This is a genomic window from Ornithinibacillus massiliensis, assembly GCF_018310345.1.
GTDB classification, from domain to species: Bacteria; Bacillota; Bacilli; order Bacillales; family Amphibacillaceae; genus Ornithinibacillus; species Ornithinibacillus massiliensis.
The window spans coordinates 138,173-156,424 of sequence record NZ_JAGXBY010000004.1 but is presented as its reverse complement, the minus strand read 5'-3'; the positions used below and the strand labels follow the sequence as shown (position 1 = coordinate 156,424).

Genomic DNA, 18,252 nt, shown 5'->3' with positions numbered 1-18,252 from the left:
GGCGATCATATAATTGGTCGTCTTTTTTTGTTTACTAATATCAGTAAAATTTTTAGAATTTTGTGTTATTATGGGAGTGGTATGTATGAAGTTAGTTTAGTGAGAGAGTTTTAAAGAAGATTGGAATCACGGTTTCGTGGGGAGTGAAATACTATTTCTCAATTTAATGCACTAGTAAGCTTATGAGTTGATGATCGCAATATATAAGACATAATTGGCAGGGAGTAATTAATAATGAACGGAAAAGAGATTCTAAGTAAATTCGGATTTGAAGTTAAAGAAGAACCTATAAGTATTTACCCATTTTCGCCAGTATTTCGTGTGAAAAATAGCGATTATGATGTCGTTGTAAAGCGTACCCAAGATAGATCAGATAATTTAATCACATATACTACTATGCTTAATTGTAATGGAGTGAACGTCGTGATACCTGTTGATTTACAGGTGGATAATCCTCAAAAAATTGATGAAACAAGTTTTGTTGTATATCCATTTGTTGAAGGATCAATGTATTCGGGGAAAAGAGAGGAAATCTTCGAAGCTGGGAAGTTGTTAGGACACATTCATAGTCTCTCACCTGTATCTAATGATTATAATCTAAGTGAATATAATGTCTACGATTTTAATCAACAAGAGGTAGAGGAGAGTATGGAAGCGATTTTGCAACATGCTACCAATGCTGGGGTGGAGTTCGATAAAGCGTTAAGCGTTAAGTTGCTTGAAGGAGTTGCGAATCAAGAAGGTCTTAAACATGCAGGGCTACCACATGTTGCTACCCCTCATGATTATAAAGCGAATAATTTGGTTCTAACTCCGGAACCATTTTTAATCGATCCAGATAATGCAACATGGATACCAAGAATTTTTGATCTGGCCTTAGCGTTACTACTATTTCATAATGAACATAAAAGTGCCCCAAACCGAGTTTTTACAATAGACGAATGGGAACTATTTTTAGCAGGATATAAGCAATATATTACATTAACCGATAAGGAAAAATTACTATGGGAAAAGGCGAAACTGCATGTCTTTCTTGATGAAGTAATGTGGCTGATGGCAGAGTATGAAGAGGATTGGAAAAATCCATCTCAACAAAGTCTGTTTGATAGTTTAATTCATATACTTGACAATACTGATTACAGGCTAGAATAACTTATGGTCTAAACTAGAGTCGGCTATATAATTTTACCCCAATCAGATCTTTAAGTTCCATATACTCTTTTGTTGTTATCGTAAAATTATCGCCTTCTACAAGAATTTCATTTTCTTCCATTGTTTTTAATTTCTCATTCTTTTGCTCGAAGAAATCGCTTATTGGATTACCCGTGTCTGACGATGAAGTGATGGAGTATGCCCTACAAACAGAAGAAGCAATGAAACAAAACTCCACTCCGGAATTAGAAGCGATTCAGGTCGAGTTAGCAAAAAGCCTAGATATAGCTCCTGAAGAATATTTTACACATCCAGAGATATTGGAACAATATAGAGATTTTCTATTAATTAATAAAGTGATTGATAGCCTTTACGAACAAAATATAATTAACCATAATGAATATACATTTGAGGATTTTAAAGCGGACCTGAGAGAAAGCAACAAGGCTACGATTCATATTAATAAGGAGATACTGGAAGAGTTGAATGGGAATTAGTTACTAGTTAGAAAGGTTAAGTAGAAGCCCAGCTAGTAATTGGCTGAGCTTTGATCTAAAGGTAAAATCGAGTAATTGTTACTCAACAGCCTAATTACTTATTCTTGTCAAAAGTTGAACGAGGACTTCTCAATATAGAAATGACTTAAAGGGGAGGATCATTACTATGAAGGTTCGGCTTATAGACTATAATGAGGATTGGTCTCGAATGTTTAAGGCTGAAGCAGAATATCTAAAAAAAATATTTGGCGATTTAATAATCCGATGTGAGCATTTTGGGAGTACCTCAGTTAAGGGGATGAAGGCAAAGCCTGTAATCGATATGATGTGTATTGTAAAAAATATCGAGAAGGTTGATTTATTTCATAATCAAATGAAGTCTCTTGGGTATGATGTTGCTGGAGAATGGGGTATTGCAGGTAGAAGGTTATTTCGGAAGGGTGGAGAAAATAGAACCCATCATATTCATTTCTATCAATGGGATAACCCTGAGATTGAGCGACATTTAATTTTTCGAGACTACTTAAGAGCTCATCCTGAAGAGGTAGCTAAATATAGTTACTTCAAGGAAAAGTTAGCACTGCGTTACAATACGACGAGTGAATACAGCCCAGCAAAAAAGCAATTTGTACGTGAGATGGAGCAAAGCGCACTCCGTTGGTTTTCTGAGAAAAAGTAGCTACTCATGCTCCTTATGTTTTACATTCTTATGGTTATGGGTGGTATAAGAAGAAATGATTAAGGAAAAGTTTCAATTACTTGCTAAATCATAATTAAGTTGATTATAATTAATTATAGACAGAAAGGGTCTATAATTAAGACCGCGTTAGGAGTAAGTGTATGAAGTATTCTAAAGCAACTAATTATGCGTTACATACAATGGTATATTTAATGTTAGCAGATAAAGGGGAAGCGGTTGGAGTAGAACAATTGGCTAAAATTCAAAAGCTGTCTCCCACATATCTCTCCAAAATACTAACAAAACTTGTTAAGGCTGGGCTAATTGAATCAAGTCCTGGTGCTAAAGGAGGGTATCGTATTGTAAAACATTCTCGAGATATTTCTTTCTTAAATGTTATTCATGCAATTGAAGGGAAGACCACATTATTTAGCTGTTCACAAGAACATGATGACTTAGGAAATGAAAATTGTTTAATTGAAAAGGTAATGGTTGAAGCGGAAGAAAAGATGGCTAAAGAATTAGATCAAAAATACATTGTTGATATAGCCAGACAAGTAGAAGCTAATCATGTAATCATGGAGCAATAATAGTAATTTTTTTGAATTTATTATAGATATTAAGAGTCTTTAATATATGGAATCATGAATAGGAGGAAAACAAAATGTTATTAGATTGTGCGATTATAGGTGGAGGGCCAGCAGGTCTTAATGCATCCCTAGTACTTGCAAGAGCAAAAATGAAGATCAGGTTGTTTGATGAAGATCAACCTAGAAATGCTGTGACACATGAGTCTCATGGTTTTATAACAAGAGACGGGATTAAACCAGCTGAGTTTAAACGAATTGCAAAAGAGGAGTTATTACAATATCCCGATATTACGATCGGTAACCAAAGAGTTACTGCTGTAATAAAAGATCATGATTCATTTATTATTCATACAAGCGATCAACAATCTTATCGTTCTAAAAAGGTTATATTGGCTACAGGATTAAAGGATGTACTGCCAGAAATCGAGGGAATATATGATTTCTATGGGAAAAGCTTATTTATTTGTCCATTCTGTGATGGCTGGGAATTAAGAGATCGTAAATTAGTACTGATAACAGAAAATGAGCATGCAATGCATGCAGTAAAATTGATTTATAATTGGAGTAAGGATCTTGTTGTATGTACAAATGGAAAGGATATCTTTACGAAGGAGCAAAAAGAATTACTAAGCAGGAAGAATGTCATCCTTCTGGAAGATGAAATAATTGGTTTACACGGTGAGGATGGCTATTTACAGAAGGTATTGTTACGTAATGGAAAAGAGATTGAGCGAGAAGGTGGCTTTATTGGTAGCGAGTTAAAACAAGCATCTACCTTAGCAGAGATATTAGGATGTCGCATAAATGAAAGGGGCGGAATAGAAATAGACGCTTTAGGGCGTACGAATATAAAAGGGGTATATGCTTGTGGAGATATCACATTGGGCCCTTCTCAATTAATTCATGCCGCAAGTGAGGGGAGCAAAGCTGCTAGTGGAGTAGTTATGGACCTAGCAAATGAATCGTTCTTAGATGAACAATGAGAATCCTCGCTCTAATCCTAAGTCGTTAGTACTTCTCTATATGCATAGAACAGTAAGGAGGAAAAACAGTGTATTCCTGGAGAGTTACGAAATATAATCCATTATTTAGAAACAGAGATGGAAGTTATCAAAATGACGAAGAATGGACCTGTTTCTCAGAGGTTGGATTAAAGGTAAGTATGGAAGAGTATGTACGAACCGAGCAATTATACATCAATGCCATCTCTTCCTTTATGGAGGATATCGGGTTAGATCATGCCTACTTGCTTGCTTTAGAGCAATGGTCTGATGAAGTTAACAAGCAAAATGCGAAAGAATTTTTATCCAAGATTTGGGTTGGAAAAACAATTAGTGTTCAAGAAATTGAAGCGTTAGCTAGGTTGACATTACGGAACGCAATTTGGTGCAAAATTGGCATTAAGAAGGACTTTTATGTTCATTTTGGTAATGATTACTACATGTACATAGGGGCACGGAAGGCCTGTGAAAAAGCGATAGATGAAGTGACACATTCTGGGTTATACGTAGAAAGGTGGGAATCTCCTTACCAGTCTACTAGCTGAGTGGTTGTGTAGCGGTTTATTCTAACCTTCTGTAACATAACCCTGAAATCCTATATCTGGATTCAGGGTTATGTTTGTTTTTTAGAAGTGGAAGTTTAAGAAATCTTATTCTCCCTAATCCATTAATCCTTTTTGAAATGCATAACTGGTAAGCTGAACGCGATTATCTAAATGAAGTTTGCTTAATATATTTTTTAGATGACTTTTAACCGTATGTTCAGAAATAAATAATGTATTTGAAATCTCTTTATTGGATAAGCCTTTGGCGACTAACTGTAGTACCTCTAATTCTCGGTTGGATAAAGGGATATTCTCTTCCTCTATTGCTTTCTTATGAGGGAATTCCTTTAGGATTTGTAATGCTATTTCTTTGGACATCGGGACTTCATCTAGAGCAAAGGCTCTTAAATGCTCTATCCATGTGTCGGACTGAATGTTTTTTAACAGATATCCTTGTGCTCCTTTTTTTAATGCATCAAATAAATCCGTAATATCATCGGATACCGTTATCATAACGATTTTTACAAATGGGAATTTGCTTTTGATTATCTTCGTAGCTTCAAGGCCGTTCATCATGGGCATTTTGATATCCATTAAAATAATATCTGGGATCAGTTCTTCGGTCAGCTGGATCGCTTCTTTTCCATTTTTCGCTTCTCCTATAATAAGAAAGTCGTCAAACTCCTCTAAAATTTCCCTAATGCCTTCTCTTGCATGTGCATGATCATCGACAATTAGTATTCGAAAAGGTTGCATCTACATCTGCTCCTTTTTTATTGTAATAATCGTTTCATTTTCAATTCGATTTATTGAAAAATCCCATCCCATATCGGAGGCTCTATTATTAATGATCTGTAATCCATAGCCTCCATTAGATAGAAGTGTTTCATTAGTGAATCCAATTCCTTGATCTTTAATTTGACATATCCAACCGTTGTCTGTTTCCTTTGCTTGAATCCATAATTGATTTGTTTTCGCATGCTTGATGACATTCATAACAGCCTCTTTAATACAGGCGAATAACTCAACCTTTTCTTTAGGAGATAATGTACTCTCATGTATGGACCATTGTAGGTGAACATCTATCATATGATGATTCTTAATTTCTGTAACAAATTGATTAATGGTTTCCGTCCAACTAAATGGTTCTTGATTGGGCGAATATCGTAAATTGGTAATAGCCTGGCGGGTATCCTCATGAATATGCTGCAATGTTTGTTTAATTTTTTGAAAATCTACATCATGTTCAAGTTGGTTCTTTTTACCGAATTTATTCGTTTTTACCGACAAGAGAAATAGCGATTGAGCAATTCCATCATGAAGCTCTCGAGCCAATTTTTCTCTTTCAATCAGTGCTGCTTTTTTTGCCTTTTCAACTTTTAGCTCTTCCTGCATTCTTTCTAATATCGTGAATAAATGACGGGAAAATATCAATGTTACAATAAAGACTAAAATGGGAGATAGATAATTTCCCATCTCCATGGATATATAGGGGAGAAGAAAATCATGTCTTATATATTCCCATAAGGCAATCGTCACAGTTGGAATTATTAGAATGAGCCATTTAATTTGTTTATACTTCATACGTTTCACCTTTTTATAAGAAAATGTGTCTATATTTTATCATCTACAAGCGTTATGGTATGATAAATCACTCTTTGGAGGTATTATGTTATTCGTGCTATTGTATATATAATATTTTCGAGTACAGGTTATTAATAATCTGTATTATAACGTATAGTAACACAACTTAAGGAGGAATTATTTTGAAACGTATATTTTTTACCGTAATAGTGTTCTTTTTAGTCATGTCTGTATCGAATAGTGTGTTTGCACATTCACACTTAGAAAGTTCTAATCCAGCTGATGGAGAGGTTGTAACAGAGGCCTTGGATAACATTGTACTCGATTTTGATGGTGGAGTTGAACAAGGTAGTATTATCGAATTATCGTCGATAGATGGGCAAGCTATTGATTTAGAAGAGATTACGATAGAGGATAACTCATTAACAGCTACGATAGCTAATCCATTACCTAATGGCGAATATCAAGTGAATTGGAGTATTGTTAGTGCAGATGGCCATCCGGTAGAAGGGGAGTTTACTTTTTCGGTAAATGCGCCAGAAACGGAGGAAAGTGAAGATCTAGCGGAAGAACCGTCCGAATCAACAGAAGCAAATGAGGATGATGAGATAGCAGATTCATCTGAACAATCAACTGACAATCAAGAATCTGTGGCTTCAGACAATGAGGAGAATCAAGGATTATCTTCTACTACTATTGTCATCATTATTCTACTAATTGCAATAGTGGCAGGCGGTTTAGTCGTCCTTACAAGAAGAAAGAGAGATTAGATGGAAGTAGTAGTAATAATTAGTAAGGTACTCTTATATCTGTGCTTTTCCGTTTTGGTAGGGAGTTTTATTCTTTTATTAGTGCCTAACAAATACCGTCCAGATATAAAAATACAAAAGAGATTCTTACAGGTAAGTGCCATTTCACTACCTGTAATCTCTTTTATTCCAGTACTTGATGTCATATTATATATAGCTCCACGTATAGGCTTAGTAGAGGCATTCAAAATCGTTTTAACGACATATACAGTTGGAACTGCTTGGATTTTTACTTTTCTTGGATCTATGTTATTAATTCTGTTAATTGCGATGGCTAAACCAACTGAGAAAAGTGCATTTGCATATTTGGGTTTAGCCATAACATCTGGTGTGATTGTTACCATTGCATGGTCTAGCCATGCTGGTGCTGTAGATCCCATCATAGGTATTATTAGTGACTTTATTCATTTAATGGCGGTTAGTATTTGGGTAGGAATTGTATTAGTGGTTGGTTGGTGTTCACTTAACTATAAGCGCTGGCTACCATTTTTAAGCTGGTTTTCAGTCGTTGCTATTGGCTGTTTAGTTGCGACAGTACTTAGTGGTTTGTTTTTAATGGATATCATGGTAAGTAAGTACACTGACTCATGGATGGTACCGTACGGGCAGGGATTATTAATTAAACACTTATTCCTAATACCACTTATTTTTTATGCGTTGGGGAATGGAATCATCGTAAAATATGCCATAACAAAGAATTCTAATTTCAATCCTATCCCATGGGTACGTTTAGAAGGGTTTATATTACTCATTATTTTTACCATTACATCTATCTACTCACAACAATCACCACCACATGGGAACTATTTATCAGATGAAGGAGTGTCACCATTATTTCGACTATTTCATCCTGGTGTCATCGATGCTAGTAGCACAGTTGGTTTTGCTGGTAGTATAAATACAGTCTATTTCTTATTCCTATCCGTATTCTTATTGGTATTAATGCTATGGACGTTCTACAAGAGAGCATCGATCATTATCTCTCTGCTATTTAGTGGCTTATTTGTGACGAGTCTATATTTCATGTTAATGCTAACGGTTGTGGTTCGCTAAGCCTAGTAAACGAAATAAGACAGTGAAAAATGAACTTTTTCTCCAAAAAAGATCTCGATTTCGAGGTCTTTTTTTAGTTGGAATGTGATTTTTCCTAAAATGAAACAGGTAGAGGGTGTCTGTTACCGAAATGGGAAAGGAGAGCGCCTCTGTGACCCAAATGAAGAGGGAAAGCGAAAAGAGGGAACAGAGAGAGCGCTTATGTGACCCAAATGAGGGGGAAAAGCGAAAAGAGGGAACAGAGAGAGCGTCTCTGTGATCCAAATGAAGATGGAAAGCGGAAAAAGAGAACAGAGAGAACATCTCTGTGCCCCAAATGAGGAGGAAAAGCAAACAAAGGGAATAGAGAGAGCATCTCTGTGACCCAAATGAAGAGGGAAAGCAGAAAAAGGCGATAGAGAGAGCTTCTCTGTGACGTAAATAAGTAGGAAAAGCGAAAAAAGGGAATAGAGAGAGGGTCTCTGTGCCCTAAATGAAGAGGAAAAGCGAAAAAAGGGAATAGAGAGAGCGCCTCTGTGCCCCAAATGAAGAGGGAAAGCGAAAAAAGGGAATAGAGAGAGGGTCTCTGTGCCCTAAATGAAGAGGAAAAGCGAAAAAAGGGAATAGAGAGAGCATCTCTGTGCCCCAAATGAAGAGGGAAAGCGAAAAAAGGGAATAGAGGTAGCATCTCTGTGACCTTCATGAGAAAGGAAAGGCAAAAAAGGAAACAGATATCCGTTTCCTTTAATAGAGTGGAATGTTTATGGTAGTTATTCTAATACAACATAATATTATCTAAATAATTTGAAACTTTATCTGGTAAAAATCGTAAGTAATCATGAGGTGGTGATAATGATAGATGAAAAGCTCTTATCCCTTGGCGCTAGTCGGTATGGTATGCAGAAGTCTGATTTAAAATTGGTCGGGGGATTTTCAGACAATGTGTTTGAATGTGATAACGGTAGAGATAGCTTTATTTTAAAGTTCTATTTAAGCTCGACATATGAAAAAAGTGCGATTGAGTTAGAATTAGATTGGATTTTATATTTACACCAATCTGGAATGAAGGTAACTGCTCCTATAGCTTCTTCTCATGGAAACCTATTAGAGGTGGTTGAGATGAGTAATAAAGAACAATGCTGGATAATTGCATTTGAGAAAGCTAAGGGGAAGTTTGTAAACGTATCTGACAAAAGGGACTGGAATACCAACACATTCTATCTTTGGGGTAAAACATTGGGAAAAATACATTCCTTATCTAAACAGTTTGAGCCTAAGACGTACAAAAGGAGTTGGAATAGCGAATCACTTTTTCTAGAAGAAAATGATGTAAGTGAAGAGATAAAATGTAAATGGAATAAGTATATTAATGAGCTTGAAAAACTACCAAAAGATGAAAATTCTTACGGAATGATCCATCATGACTTACACCATAAAAACTTCTATTTGTACGAACAAGATATCATCTTATTCGACTTTGGTGATTGTGTTTATCATTGGTTTGTCTATGATATAGCTATTGTTTTGTATCATGCCTTACAGACGGTTAGTGATGATAATGTAAGAGAAAGAGAGGATTTTGCGATAGTATTTCTCCGTTCTTTCTTGAACGGATATACTAGGGAAAATCGACTGGATCCTCAATGGCTATTAAAAATCCCATTCCTTTTAACGTTTAGACAAATATACTCTTATATGTACTTTTCGAAATACCTAAGTGAAGAGCAAAGAAATAATGGTAAAACAAGGGAAATCCTGAATAATATGAAGGCAAAAATTGAAAGTGATATTTCTTTCATAGATTTACAAATCGATAGAATCGTTGAAGATTATTCATGTTGACTAATCTCATCTCATCTTTACTAAGGGGGAAATCAAATTTGTTTATATCGCGAAGAGTAAAACTGAGGAAAATGGAAGTAGAGGATATAGAACTGTATCATACTTGGCGAAATGATATGGAGGTTATGATCTCAACAAATCCAGCATTAGATGTATACTCGTTACAAGAAACAAAGGAATTTGTTGAAGGAAATATAGTAATGCCCCATTCTTCTAAAAGCTACATAATCGAGGACAGAGAGAGTACGAAGGCAATTGGAATAACATCGTTAATTAATATCGATTTGAAGAATAGAAATGCAGAATGTATTATCGATATTGGTGAAAAGGATTACTGGGGTAAGGGATATGGTAAAGAAGCATTAACGTTACTACTTGATTACGCTTTTTTAGAAATGAATTTACATCGCGTATCATTAAAAGTATTTTCATTTAATGAAAGAGCAATTCATCTCTACCGTAATATAGGTTTTAAAAAAGAAGGGGTTAGTAGACAATCTATATATCGTAAGGGTAGTTGGCATGATACGATTCACATGGGAATACTCCAACAAGAATATAGGTTATGAGTAATTAGGTCATAACATTTTCCTGCAATGAAAGGACATGTATTTTTCTTACTATGAGTAACGTGATGATGATTATTATGTATACAGGGATTTGACTTTCCTGCCATAACTAACTATAATACTAACTGTAAAATCGAACGTTAAGGAGGATTATAAAAAAGTGTATTCAGTGAGACTACGTTTCCCAACTTTGAACCAGTAATTTAATACGGTCAAAGACTCTGTTTTGTGAAACAGAGTAAATTGGGAGTAGTCTGTCCTTTTTTATAATCTTCATCATATAGTTGTACCAAATGAGGGAAGGCGGATTTTTCTGCCTTTCTTTTTTGTTGTCCCTTTGCATAGTTTAGGGATCAGTTAGGTATGGTTTTAAGAAAAAATGAAATAGAGGCTAGCTATTCCCTTTTACTCTAAAATCACAGGCAGATGTCTGTGATTTTTTTCATTGGCAGATAGGCATTTAGAGTCATCAGTAAAAGAAAAATTAACACATTGCTAAAGAATGAGTTAATGCGAGTTTTTCTAATAAAGAAATCATAGGAGGAAGAAGCCATGCAAATACTGCTATTCTTTTAATATACGAGCTTTGTAATTAATAAAGCTCGTATCGATTCAGGCTATCGATACGAAATAATTATAAAAAATTTCGGGAGGTAGCAATATGGAGCAAATTTGTTTTGAATTAGAAAATGTAGAAGTGAGTTATTTAGATAAGGAGATTTTGAAGATTGAGCGACTAGCAGTCCATCAATTTGATCGCATTGGCATAGTCGGAGAAAATGGTGTAGGAAAAAGCACCTTATTAAAGCTATTAGCTGGCGAATTTCAACCGACAATGGGAAAAGCGAAGCGGTATGTAGAGTCTGGTTATTTTGAACAATTAGAAGCACCTAAAAATGTTGAAGCAGATCCTAAGTTACTTAGTCAATTACTCATTCCTAAACAAGAGGATCGATTAAGTGGTGGGGAACAGACAAGATTAAAATTGGCTCAACTTTTTACTCATTATTATGAAGCTTTACTAATGGATGAGCCGACAACCCATTTAGACAAGGAAGGGATTGCCTATTTACTCGGGGAATTACGTTATTATTACGGAGCCTTAGTACTCATTAGTCATGATCGTGCGTTACTAGATGAACTAGTAACGACTATTTGGGAGATTCGGGATGGAGTGGTAACGGTATATTCTGGTAATTATACAGACTATGCTGCGCAAAAACAGCTTGAACGGGAACAGCAAAACCAAGCTCATGAACAGTTCTTGAAGGAAAGGGCCCGATTAGAAAAGGCTGCTAAGGAAAAAATGAAAAAGGCGAGTAAAGTTGATCAGCCAGGTAAAATGACAAAAAGGGAAGCAAATGCAAAGCCTAACAAGACATTTATGACCAAGTCAAAAGGAACCAGTCAGAAAGCTATTGCACGTGCTGCAAAGGCAATAGAACAGCGAATGGAGAAGCTAGAGGAAGTAGACGCTGTTCAAGTGGTGAAATCCATAGTCTTTCATTCATCCAAAGCATTGGAGTTGCATAATAAGTTTCCGATAATGGCGGACCAGCTAACAATTTCTGCGGGTGGAAAGAAGCTATTAGAAGAAGTTAGCTTTCAACTTCCACTAGGAAAGAAGATTGCTATCACAGGACCAAACGGAAGTGGAAAAAGTACGTTATTACAACATATAAGGAATTGTGAAGAAGGTTTAACTATTTCACCTAAAGTAAAGTTTGGTTATTTCGATCAAATGAGCTACCAATTTTCATCGGATGAAACTGTACTGCAGTATTTGAAAAATCGTTCGGATTATGAGGAAGGGTTTTTAAGAAGTGTACTACATTCCATGCGATTTGTAGGAAATGATATCCAGAAAAAAGTGAATATACTAAGTGGTGGGGAAGCCATTCGACTACAGCTTTGTCATTTATTCCTTGGAAGGTATAACGTTCTATTACTAGATGAGCCAACTAATTTTTTAGATATTCGTGCGATTGAGGCATTGGAGCGGTTTGTTGGTTCCTATGATGGAACAATTATTTTCGTATCCCATGATAAGCAATTTATTCAGAACGTAGCCGACTTACAATTTGAGATTGTTGATAAAAAGCTTATATAAAAATTAAAGAAGGAAGTCCATGTAGAGGGCTTCCTTCTTTATGGTTACTTGCTCACAGTTAATTGCTTTGGATCGTTGCCTCCGATTCATCTCGAACAAATTTAGCTTCAAAACCCATTTTTTTAATTCGATTGATGATTTCAGCGATATTTGTTACCTGGTTATGGAACGTGACATTGCCGCTTTCTGTCTGATAGTTAATGTTTACTTCGGTTACACCATTTAATTTCGTGAGCGATCTTTCTACTTTTTTAGGACAATCAGGGCAATGCATTCCTGTTATGGTTATGTAAACTGTTTCCTGCATGTTGTAATTCACCACCTTTACCATCATGTAGAATTTCTCCTAACTACCTATATTAAATACTACTGTCCGGAAACGAACTTTATGAAATGTAATTTTAATGAAAGTCATTTCTTTACTAGTCGAGTAGAAAGCATGATACCGGATTTATGTATACCTATCATTAGAGTGCCTGCTACTAATGGATCATACTTTGAGTGAAAAGGGGACGCCAGTAAATCTAGGGAATTGGAATTGGTTGGTAAGCATAGCAATACTGCTAGCTGATTCAGGTAAGGATTTTGGACACCATCAATAAAGGCACTCAATATAAATAGTGAACAAGCGGGCATAGGCATTAACATGGTAAGGAGAATGAAGTTTTTCTTTTGTTTCTTGTATAGTCTCTGCCTATGATCAGGTGAAACAATCGGCCACCACAAACTAAAGGAAAGGATAAACAGGATACATAAATATATGCTTTGAATCAAAGGAGCCTGAGAAAGATACTCCAAAAGAAAAGGTAAATGATATAGTAAAAATAAAGCGGAAAATAACATGAGGGCTAATTTTGGTGTGAGAAATAGTTTTCCTATTTTTTGTAACAGTGAAGTTCGGATAGCTCGTGCAAATAACTGTGGGGGAATTCCTACCAATAGTAATGGAGGAATAATAAAATATAATATACTCATTTGAATCATATGCAGACTAAGGGAAAGATGGCTGAAAGCGGATAGAGGGCTACCTAGTATGAGACAGATTAGACATAAGGATAAGAAAAAGAAAATAGGCTGTTTGTTAAATAGTCTCACATCTGTATATCGTTTTATTAGATAAGAATACAAGAAAGAGATACCGATAAGAAGTACGAGTAATGGAAGATTCCATACCAAATGCCCCAATAGTAAAAAATCATAATACATGAAATCACCCTTCATGTTGTAGTGTATCAGCTACTTATCCCTACAATATATGTTGGAAATTGCTCATTATATTCATCCATTCAGTCTCATCATGAAGATATAATGAAGAAGGTTTCATGCTTAGACAATAGATTCACACTTTATTCACAACAATAGGTTGAATATTAGCTGTAGTACTGTTACATTTCTGTTAGAGGTAATTAATTGTCAATCAGAATAACAGGTGGGAAAGAAGATAAAATGTATCGTGTTTAAAAAGGATAGCTAGTAATTTAAATGATACTAAATAAGTGAGAGAATGACCCTGTCTAATTTGCAGGGTGATGGAGGAAATGAAGATGAAAAAATACATAGGCTTACTCATGATATTACTTGTAGGTGCTTTAGCTGCATGCGGCAATAATGGGGAGAAGACTGACGCTGATGAGGAAGTTAAAGCACTTAACGTTGATTTTCAGCTACCTGAGCATGCGGATGTAGGGGAAGTAGTAGAATTAAAGGCAATCGTTACATATGGTGATGAATTAGTGAAAGATGCGGATAAAGTGGAATTTGAGTATTGGATACAAGGAAATGAGAAAGAGACGACAACGGTTGAAGGTAAAAACAATGACGATGGTACATATACGGCAGATGTAACCTTTGAAGCGGATGGGGTTTATGAAATATATGCTCATACCACAGCTAGAATGGTGCATATAATGCCTAAAAAATCGATTACAATTGGCGAAGGTAATGCTACAGCTCATGAGGAGCATGGGGAAGGACATGATAATCATGATCATTCCAGTCATGTAGAAGGGTTTACGATGCATTTTATGAAGCCTGAAGATGTGCAAGTTAATAAAGAGATTGATCTGACTTTACATTTGGTGATGAATGATGAACCTCTTGAAGGTGCAACAGTTCGTTATCAAATTAACAGAGACGGTACGGAAGAGTATGCGTGGGTTGACGCAAACGAACCCGCTTCAGGGGAGTATAAGGGTTCGCACTCTTTTGATAAGGAAGGAACATACACGATTGTAGTTCATGTTGAGAATGATGAAGGTCTACATGAGCATGAGGAATACACGGTGGAAGTAAAATAATAGAATGATGAAAGAAAAACACGTGAAAGCATTAAGCGAAACGAAGGGGCTTTCACGTGTTTTTATCATTTACAAGTTATTCGCTTTACGACTCTTTAAAATACAGCTTCTTCGCTGGTAAAAATATACTAACAATAACCAAGCAAGCGATTATCAGCATACCGACTGCTAAAGTAATAATAGTTATTCTTAACGGTATAATATCAGCTATTGCTCCAACCATTAACACAAAAACAATCTGAAGCAGGCTTAAGAACAACTGGAACATACTAGTCACTCTCCCCATCATCTCAGTCGGGACATTGTTTTGGTAAAAGGTGGTGATACCGGCATTTAGAAATGCATTAAAGAATCCAAGGATCATAAACCCAACGGTAATAGAAAGGAATGACCAAGAAAAAGCGTAAAGCAGATAGCCAACCGTCTCCATCATCATTCCAATTGCTATTAAGTATCGGATAGATAAATTATTAGAGAATAGAGTAACAATGAAAGCACCGACAATTGCTCCAATCCCCGTAATACTGATGAGTAAGCTATATTCCATTTCGGACAAGCCTACCACCTTTTGTGTAAAAACGACCTCTTGCGCATCCATAGCAAAAGAGAAAATGGTCGTTGCAAGAAAGGCAGAATAGATAAAGGCAATATACTTGTTTTCCTTGATAAATTGAATGACAATAATCCAGTCAGATTTTATTTGCGCGAAGGATAAAGTTGGCGTGTTTCCTTTCTCATGTGTCTCCTTATCAGGTAATCTACTCAATAATATTGCAGCCATGATAAAGGCTAAAGAGTTAATAAGAAGGGTATAGTCTACACCCAAAAGTAAAATCAAAGCCCCTCCGATTGCTGGCCCAATAATAAATGCACCAGAGGTAGTCAATGATTGTATAGAGTTATAACGCTTGCGAATGGTTTTCGGTACTAATTGCGCTATGTACGTCATGGATGAAGGAGTAAAGAAAGATTTCGCTATGCCTAAGAAAACTAAGAACAAAAAGACTAACCATATGCTTGGTAAAAAGGGAATACAAAAAATAGAAATGGCTCTTGCTATGTAAGTAACAATCATAATTTTACGTTTGCTTCTAAAATCAATGAAGCTACCGGTCCAAAATTTAGTCAATACATTTACAACTGGACCGATAACCCATAAACCTGCCACAGCAGCTGCTGATCCAGTCATTTGATAGACCAAAATATTAATTGCTACTAAATAGATAAAGTCCCCAATTCCTGCTATCCCAACTGAGGATAATAGAATAACAGGATGCTTCCAAACTGCCAGATTGAATTTCACTGTCTAACTCCCCGCTTTCTCTATCTAAATTGATAATAATTTTTATTCATAAAGTTCTCATTGCTTTTTATTGAATTTATTGAAATAATTGTTAATTGTGAACAAAGTGTGAAGGAAGGTGGTTGGTAATGGATTCTCGGCTATTAGATTCTTATGCAACGGTCATATTGGAATTTGGATTGAAAATTAATATGGGGGAAAAAGTACTCATTCTTTTTGATGAAAATGGTATTGAACTAGCTAGAAGAATTAGCTCCAAAGCGTATCAGTTAGGTGCTAGTGATGTTCGAACGATTTATAGAGATTCAGAAATCGAAATATCACGGTATCAATATGGGACTAATCAAGCATTAATAAGTTTCCCTAAATTTGAAGCAGATTATCAATTAGAGAGTATGCGGAATGGATATCATTCAATTAATCTACTGTCGTTTAATGGTGTTGATAACAATATTGATGCTAATAAAATTGCAGCATATCAAACAATCCGTTCTAAAATGATGGCGGAAACACAGAAAATCGGTATGAGTAATTACGTGAAATGGGTGATTGTCCCAGTTGCATCTTATAGGTGGGCAAAGGCTATTCATCCCCAATTAGCACCAGATATCGCATATGAATTGTTGTGGGAAGAGCTTTTTAAGGTCTGTAGAGTCAATGAAGAAAATCCACTATTGAGTTGGAAGATACATAATCAGTCTCTTAAGTTTCATACGGATTGGTTGAACCGCATAGCGATAAAAAGTTTACACTTTATGGACGAAAATACAGATCTTACAGTTGGCCTGGTGGATAATCATATTTGGTGTGGGGGAGAGAATGTAACAAAGGATGGAAAGGTGTTTCTTAGCAATATCCCTACAGAAGAAGTCTACACTATGCCGAATAAGTATGAGGTGGATGGGCATGTGAAAATAACTCGTCCTTTTATGCTATATGGCAAGTTAATTAATGAGCTGACATTATATTTTAAAGAAGGCAAGGTAATTGATTTTAATACTTCCGGGGCAACAGAATTAATTTCCAAATTCATTCATACAGATAGTGGTTCTAATCGATTAGGAGAGATTGCACTAGTAGATAAATTCTCTCCAATTAATCAAATCAATCACCCATTTTACCAGCTATTAATTGATGAAAATGCTTGTTCCCATTTAGCGTTAGGAAATGCTTATGAAGAGAATATTACCAACTCATATTCCTCAAAAGAAAGTGTCGGATTTAATCAGTCAAGTGTCCATCTAGACCTAATGATTGGTAGTAATGATATGACAGTCACTGGGAAATTAAAGAATGGACAGAAGATGCTGATTATGAAGGAAGGAACATGGGTTAGCATCAAGGAGGAAAGCTATGAATCTAAAGGAAATAGTACGAAATGAATATGGAATCTCTTCAATAGAGGAAATAAACAAGATAGAAAGTGGCATAAGCTCAAATGCAAAACGAATTGTTACAGCTGATGGAAACTATATTCTTAGAAAAGTTAAGAGTGTAGAACAAGCTATTACAGAATATAAAATCTCGCAGGAATTACGTCATGATAATCTTTCATCCATCATAATTTTGAATCAGGATAATGCTCCCTATATCAAGCTTAATAATGAGGTTTATAACCTTCAGACAGAAATACCTAATCTACTGGAAAAAGACAACATTAACTTCTTTGAATTAGGGAAAACAATAGCTATATTTCATTCTAGAGTACAGAAAATAGAGGGATTATTTTCACAGGAGGATCGCTTTCCATTAGAGCGTATGTGGGACCAAGTAAAATTAAATCCTAATTTTGACGCAACAGAATATAGCGGAAAGCTAACCAAATTAGTAGAGCAATGTTTAAGGTATAATCATAAGGACAATTGCTATATCCATGGTGATTTAGGTAAATGGAATTTGCTATTTGATAAGTCGAATATCTATATAATTGATTTTGGAGAAGTAAGAAGAGGAAATAACCATTTTGATATTAGCGCTGTTCTTTCCTCCACGATAAATTGGAGCTTAGGGGATGAACAACTATTCCTTCAGGTGCGCCAATTTAAGAAAGGGTATGTATCGAACTTTCAACAGTGGAACAATGCCATTCTTAGGGAAAGCTTTCATTTATGGTTTACAAGAGGAATGGTTGCTTTATTAGCTCAACAAGGAATAAATGAACGAACGAATCATGCGATACATTTCATGATGAAAAAATGCACCAGAATAGAAACAGTATTCAAGCACTTATCTGCTAATTAGT

At 35.6% G+C, this 18,252-nt stretch carries 18 protein-coding genes and 1 pseudogene; 14 read left to right on the top strand and 5 right to left on the bottom strand.

Annotated features, from left to right (window positions below; translation table 11 throughout):
- Positions 1-234 precede the first annotated feature (234 nt).
- The 6 genes from KGF86_RS12915 (at position 235) to KGF86_RS12890 (ending at position 4,464) form a co-directional block, all read left to right on the top strand.
- Entirely contained in the window at positions 235-1,152 is a 918-nt protein-coding gene (locus tag KGF86_RS12915; RefSeq protein WP_211742124.1) for a phosphotransferase, read from the top strand.
- Between the two features lie 173 nt (positions 1,153-1,325).
- Positions 1,326-1,649: a hypothetical protein gene (locus KGF86_RS12910; protein WP_211742123.1), complete on the top strand. Its 324-nt coding sequence runs from the start codon at positions 1,326-1,328 to the stop codon at positions 1,647-1,649.
- A 166-nt stretch (positions 1,650-1,815) separates the two neighbouring features.
- Entirely contained in the window at positions 1,816-2,328 is a 513-nt protein-coding gene (locus KGF86_RS12905; RefSeq protein WP_211742122.1) for a GrpB family protein, read from the top strand.
- Positions 2,329-2,489: 161 nt separating this feature from the next.
- Complete coding sequence (locus KGF86_RS12900) at positions 2,490-2,918, top strand: Rrf2 family transcriptional regulator (protein ID WP_211742121.1); 429 nt, start codon at positions 2,490-2,492, stop codon at positions 2,916-2,918.
- A 74-nt stretch (positions 2,919-2,992) separates the two neighbouring features.
- Complete coding sequence (locus tag KGF86_RS12895) at positions 2,993-3,901, top strand: NAD(P)/FAD-dependent oxidoreductase (protein WP_211742120.1); 909 nt, start codon at positions 2,993-2,995, stop codon at positions 3,899-3,901.
- A 68-nt stretch (positions 3,902-3,969) separates the two neighbouring features.
- A complete protein-coding gene (locus KGF86_RS12890) occupies positions 3,970-4,464 on the top strand; it encodes a hypothetical protein (protein ID WP_211742119.1) in 495 nt (164 codons plus the stop codon).
- A 114-nt stretch (positions 4,465-4,578) separates the two neighbouring features.
- Here the strand turns inward: KGF86_RS12890 and KGF86_RS12885 are convergent, their stop codons facing one another.
- On the bottom strand, positions 4,579-5,220 hold the full coding sequence (locus KGF86_RS12885; RefSeq protein WP_211742118.1) for a response regulator: 642 nt from the start codon (positions 5,218-5,220) through the stop codon (positions 4,579-4,581).
- Complete coding sequence (locus tag KGF86_RS12880) at positions 5,221-6,048, bottom strand: sensor histidine kinase (RefSeq protein ID WP_211742117.1); 828 nt, start codon at positions 6,046-6,048, stop codon at positions 5,221-5,223.
- Positions 6,049-6,230: 182 nt separating this feature from the next.
- On the opposite strand from KGF86_RS12880, the gene KGF86_RS12875 reads away from it, so the two are divergent.
- From KGF86_RS12875 to KGF86_RS12855, 5 genes are all read left to right on the top strand, one after another.
- Entirely contained in the window at positions 6,231-6,818 is a 588-nt protein-coding gene (locus KGF86_RS12875) for a copper resistance CopC family protein (RefSeq protein WP_211742116.1), read from the top strand.
- A gap of 81 nt (positions 6,819-6,899) precedes the next feature.
- Positions 6,900-7,910 carry a copper resistance D family protein gene (locus KGF86_RS19595; protein WP_211742115.1) on the top strand — a complete coding sequence of 337 codons (1,011 nt, stop codon included), beginning with the start codon at positions 6,900-6,902 and terminating at the stop codon, positions 7,908-7,910.
- Positions 7,911-8,741: 831 nt separating this feature from the next.
- Entirely contained in the window at positions 8,742-9,731 is a 990-nt protein-coding gene (locus KGF86_RS12865; RefSeq protein ID WP_211742114.1) for a phosphotransferase enzyme family protein, read from the top strand.
- Positions 9,725-10,300 (top strand): GNAT family N-acetyltransferase, encoded by a 576-nt coding sequence (locus KGF86_RS12860; RefSeq protein ID WP_211742113.1) that lies wholly within the window; start codon positions 9,725-9,727, stop codon positions 10,298-10,300. The genes KGF86_RS12865 and KGF86_RS12860 overlap by 7 nt, the downstream gene beginning before the upstream one ends.
- A gap of 661 nt (positions 10,301-10,961) precedes the next feature.
- Entirely contained in the window at positions 10,962-12,410 is a 1,449-nt protein-coding gene (locus KGF86_RS12855; protein WP_211742112.1) for an Msr family ABC-F type ribosomal protection protein, read from the top strand.
- 58 nt (positions 12,411-12,468) lie between these two features.
- On the opposite strand, the gene KGF86_RS12850 is transcribed toward KGF86_RS12855, so the two are convergent.
- Both KGF86_RS12850 and KGF86_RS19685 read right to left on the bottom strand, forming a co-directional pair.
- Positions 12,469-12,744 (bottom strand): cation transporter, encoded by a 276-nt coding sequence (locus KGF86_RS12850; protein ID WP_246521543.1) that lies wholly within the window; start codon positions 12,742-12,744, stop codon positions 12,469-12,471.
- Positions 12,745-13,028: 284 nt separating this feature from the next.
- Positions 13,029-13,616: pseudogene (locus KGF86_RS19685) on the bottom strand (cytochrome c oxidase assembly protein); the annotation flags it as partial.
- 338 nt (positions 13,617-13,954) lie between these two features.
- Between KGF86_RS19685 and KGF86_RS12840 the strand changes: the two are divergent.
- Positions 13,955-14,707: a FixH family protein gene (locus tag KGF86_RS12840; protein ID WP_246521540.1), complete on the top strand. Its 753-nt coding sequence runs from the start codon at positions 13,955-13,957 to the stop codon at positions 14,705-14,707.
- An 85-nt stretch (positions 14,708-14,792) separates the two neighbouring features.
- Here the strand turns inward: KGF86_RS12840 and KGF86_RS12835 are convergent, their stop codons facing one another.
- Positions 14,793-16,010 carry an MFS transporter gene (locus KGF86_RS12835; RefSeq protein WP_211742109.1) on the bottom strand — a complete coding sequence of 406 codons (1,218 nt, stop codon included), beginning with the start codon at positions 16,008-16,010 and terminating at the stop codon, positions 14,793-14,795.
- A 128-nt stretch (positions 16,011-16,138) separates the two neighbouring features.
- Between KGF86_RS12835 and KGF86_RS12830 the strand changes: the two genes are divergently transcribed.
- Entirely contained in the window at positions 16,139-17,392 is a 1,254-nt protein-coding gene (locus tag KGF86_RS12830) for an aminopeptidase (RefSeq protein WP_211742108.1), read from the top strand.
- A complete protein-coding gene (locus KGF86_RS12825; protein WP_211742107.1) occupies positions 17,364-18,251 on the top strand; it encodes a phosphotransferase in 888 nt (295 codons plus the stop codon). Before KGF86_RS12830 ends, KGF86_RS12825 begins: the two co-directional genes overlap by 29 nt.
- Position 18,252 lies beyond the last annotated feature (1 nt).

Bases quoted from the DNA above. Each gene is read 5' to 3' on its own strand.
- KGF86_RS12915 (WP_211742124.1), top strand. From the start codon at position 235: ATGAACGGAAAAGAGATTCTAAGTAAATTCGGATTTGAAGTTAAAGAA.
- KGF86_RS12905 (WP_211742122.1), top strand. From the start codon at position 1,816: ATGAAGGTTCGGCTTATAGACTATAATGAGGATTGGTCTCGAATGTTT.
- KGF86_RS12900 (WP_211742121.1), top strand. From the start codon at position 2,490: ATGAAGTATTCTAAAGCAACTAATTATGCGTTACATACAATGGTATAT.
- KGF86_RS12895 (WP_211742120.1), top strand. From the start codon at position 2,993: ATGTTATTAGATTGTGCGATTATAGGTGGAGGGCCAGCAGGTCTTAAT.
- KGF86_RS12885 (WP_211742118.1), bottom strand. From the start codon at position 5,220: ATGCAACCTTTTCGAATACTAATTGTCGATGATCATGCACATGCAAGA.
- KGF86_RS12880 (WP_211742117.1), bottom strand. From the start codon at position 6,048: ATGAAGTATAAACAAATTAAATGGCTCATTCTAATAATTCCAACTGTG.
- KGF86_RS12865 (WP_211742114.1), top strand. From the start codon at position 8,742: ATGATAGATGAAAAGCTCTTATCCCTTGGCGCTAGTCGGTATGGTATG.
- KGF86_RS12860 (WP_211742113.1), top strand. From the start codon at position 9,725: ATGTTGACTAATCTCATCTCATCTTTACTAAGGGGGAAATCAAATTTG.
- KGF86_RS12855 (WP_211742112.1), top strand. From the start codon at position 10,962: ATGGAGCAAATTTGTTTTGAATTAGAAAATGTAGAAGTGAGTTATTTA.
- KGF86_RS12850 (WP_246521543.1), bottom strand. From the start codon at position 12,744: ATGATGGTAAAGGTGGTGAATTACAACATGCAGGAAACAGTTTACATA.
- KGF86_RS12840 (WP_246521540.1), top strand. From the start codon at position 13,955: ATGAAAAAATACATAGGCTTACTCATGATATTACTTGTAGGTGCTTTA.
- KGF86_RS12830 (WP_211742108.1), top strand. From the start codon at position 16,139: ATGGATTCTCGGCTATTAGATTCTTATGCAACGGTCATATTGGAATTT.
- KGF86_RS12825 (WP_211742107.1), top strand. From the start codon at position 17,364: ATGAATCTAAAGGAAATAGTACGAAATGAATATGGAATCTCTTCAATA.